The organism is Absiella sp. AM09-50, assembly GCF_003433845.1.
Taxonomy (GTDB): domain Bacteria; phylum Bacillota_I; class Bacilli_A; order Erysipelotrichales; family Erysipelotrichaceae; genus Hoskinsella; species Hoskinsella hominis.
The window spans coordinates 1-3,188 of record NZ_QVFI01000004.1; the positions used below are offsets into that span (position 1 = coordinate 1).

At 50.7% G+C, this 3,188-nt stretch carries 2 rRNA genes; both read right to left on the minus strand.

Annotated elements, in window-relative coordinates:
• Positions 1-30 precede the first annotated feature (30 nt).
• Positions 31-144, minus strand: a 5S ribosomal RNA gene (gene rrf, locus DW114_RS05040).
• A gap of 47 nt (positions 145-191) precedes the next feature.
• Positions 192-3,094, minus strand: a 23S ribosomal RNA gene (locus tag DW114_RS05045).
• Positions 3,095-3,188 lie beyond the last annotated feature (94 nt).

The following is a 3,188-nucleotide window of genomic DNA, read 5'->3' on the forward strand; positions in this document are numbered from 1 at the left end:
AAAAAAGCCTCACAAATGTGAGGCAAACAGACCTGGCAACGTGCTATCTTCACTGGAGCTTGCCCAGCTATTGTCGCCGCTGAAGTGCTTAACTTCTGTGTTCGGGATGAGTACAGGTGTGTCCACTTCGCCTTCATCACCAGATCTTTTCTTTTGAGGTCTCTCCCTCAAAACTGAATAACAGTCGACTTGTGATTAAGTCCTCGACCTATTAGTATCAGTCAACTCCACGTATCACTACGTTTCCATCTCTGACCTATCTACCTCGTCGTCTTCAAGGGGTCTTACTTCCGAAGAATGGGAAATCTCATCTTGGAGGGGGCTTCGCGCTTAGATGCTTTCAGCGCTTATCCCTTCCCTACTTAGCTACCCAGCTATGCTCCTGGCGGAACAACTGGTGCACCAGCGGTAGGTCCATCCCGGTCCTCTCGTACTAAGGACAGCTCTCCTCAAATTTCCTTCGCCCACAACAGATAGGGACCGAACTGTCTCACGACGTTCTGAACCCAGCTCGCGTACCGCTTTAATGGGCGGACAGCCCAACCCTTGGAACCGAATTCAGCTCCAGGATGCGATGAGCCGACATCGAGGTGCCAAACCTCGCCGTCGATGTGAACTCTTGGGCGAGATCAGCCTGTTATCCCCAGGGTAGCTTTTATCCGTTGAGCGACGGCCCTTCCATTCGGCACCGCCGGATCACTAATCCCGACTTTCGTCCCTGCTCGAGTTGTTTCTCTCGCAGTCAAGCACGCTTCTGCATTTGCACTCGTCGATTGATTTCCATCCAATCTGAGCGTACCTTTGGGCGCCTCCGTTACTCTTTAGGAGGCGACCGCCCCAGTCAAACTGCCCACCTGACACGGTCCCTCATCCAGTTCATGGATGCAGGTTAGAATTTCAATCAAACAAGAGTGGTATCCCAACAGCGGCTCCTCGTATACTGGCGTACACGTCTCTTCGCCTCCCACCTATCCTGTACATCTTTGATCAAAACTCAATATCAGGCTACAGTAAAGCTCCATGGGGTCTTTCCGTCTAGTTGCGGGTAACCTGCATTTTCACAGGTACTAAGATTTCACCGAGTCTGCTGCCGAGACAGCGCCCAAATCGTTACGCCTTTCGTGCGGGTCAGAACTTACCTGACAAGGAATTTCGCTACCTTAGGACCGTTATAGTTACGGCCGCCGTTCACTGGGGCTTCAGTTCACTGCTTCCTCTTGCGATTCACAGATCCTTTTAACCTTCCAGCACCGGGCAGGCGTCACCCCCTATACTTCGTCTTGCGACTTTGCAGAGAGCTGTGTTTTAGTTAAACAGTCGCTTGGGCCTCTTCACTGCGGCTCTCTTTTACAAGAGCACTCCTTATCGCTAACTTACGGAGTCATTTTGCCGAGTTCCTTGGCAACAGTTCTCTCGCTCACCTCAGGATCCTCTCCTTGCCCACCTGTGTCGGTTTTGGTACGGGCCGCTATGGAATTAATGCTAGAAACTTTTCCTGGAAGCTGGCCTCATGTGCTTCGGTACTTGTCCGTAGACGTTCCCTTACCTGTCACGTTTTACATTTCGACGACGCATTTCACTGCCGTCCTGCTATTCGCTTCGCCCACAATCCATTCAGTGGGTCACACTAGCCTTCTCCGTCATTCCTTCACTTCCATCGCGGGTACAGGAATATCTGCCTGTTTTCCATCCACTACGCCTTTCGGCCTCGCGTTAGGTCCCGACTTACCCAGGGCGGACGAACCTTCCCCTGGAACCCTTGGGCTATCGGTGTGTAGGATTCTCACCTACATCTCGCTACTCACACCGGCATTCTCACTTCCATACACTCCATCAGTCCTTACGATCTGACTTCTACGCAGTATGGAACGCTCCCCTACCACTTGTATTACTACAAATCCGCAGCTTCGGTAGTATGCTTAGCCCCGGTACATTTTCGGCGCAGGGTCACTCGACTAGTGAGCTGTTACGCACTCTTTGAAGGGTGGCTGCTTCTGAGCCAACCTCCTAGTTGTCTGTGCATCCCCACATCCTTTTCCACTTAGCATACATTTTGGGACCTTAACTGGCGGTCTGGGCTGTTTCCCTTTTGACCATGGACCTTATCACCCACAGTCTGACTGCCGAGTATATATATTGGCATTCGGAGTTTGATTATACTCAGTACCCCGGGATGGGGCCATCGTACATTCAGTGCTCTACCTCCAACATACTCTTCCTCGACGCTAGCCCTAAAGCTATTTCGGGGAGAACCAGCTATATCCGTGTTCGATTGGAATTTCTCCCCTAGCCACAACTCATCCGCCAACTTTTCAACGGGGGTCGGTTCGGTCCTCCATTCAGTTTCACCTGAACTTCAACCTGGTCATGGCTAGATCACACGGTTTCGGGTCTACGTCATCGTACTGCCGCCCTATTAAGACTCGCTTTCGCTTCGGCTCCGTATCTTCTACTTAACCTCGCACGATAACGTAACTCGCCGGTTCATTCTACAAAAGGCACGCCATCACCCTTTAACGGGCTCTGACTTCTTGTAGGCATACGGTTTCAGGTTCTCTTTCACTCCGCTCCCGCGGTTCTTTTCACCTTTCCCTCACGGTACTGGTTCACTATCGGTCACTTGGGTATATTTAGCCTTGACGGATGGTCCCGCCTGCTTCCGACAAGATTTCTCGTGTCTCGCCGTACTCAGGATCCCACTAGACTTCACTACGATTTCAGTTACGGGACTTGCACCCTCTTTGGTCAGCCTTTCAATGCTGTTCTCCTATCGTCGTTCTTGTCTTGTCGTGGTCCTACAACCCCAGTTCGAGAACTGGTTTGGGCTCCTCCGCTTTCGCTCGCCGCTACTTACGGAATCATTCTTTATTTTCTTTTCCTCCGGGTACTTAGATGTTTCAGTTCCCCGGGTACCTCCCTCATGAGTTATGTATTCGCTCATGGGTGTCATCCTATTACAGATGACGGGTTTCCCCATTCGGATATCTGCGGATCTTTGCGTGCGTACCGCTCCCCGCAGCATTTCGCTGTTTGCTGCGTCCTTCTTCAGTTCCAAGTGCCTAGGCATCCACCGTACGCCCTTTCTTACTTAATCACTACTTTTCTTCGTGTTTTTGCTTTCTCAAAGGTTTACTGAGTTACTGTTAACTTTTTATTTAACTTTACTCGTGAATATCTATGTTTTTCTT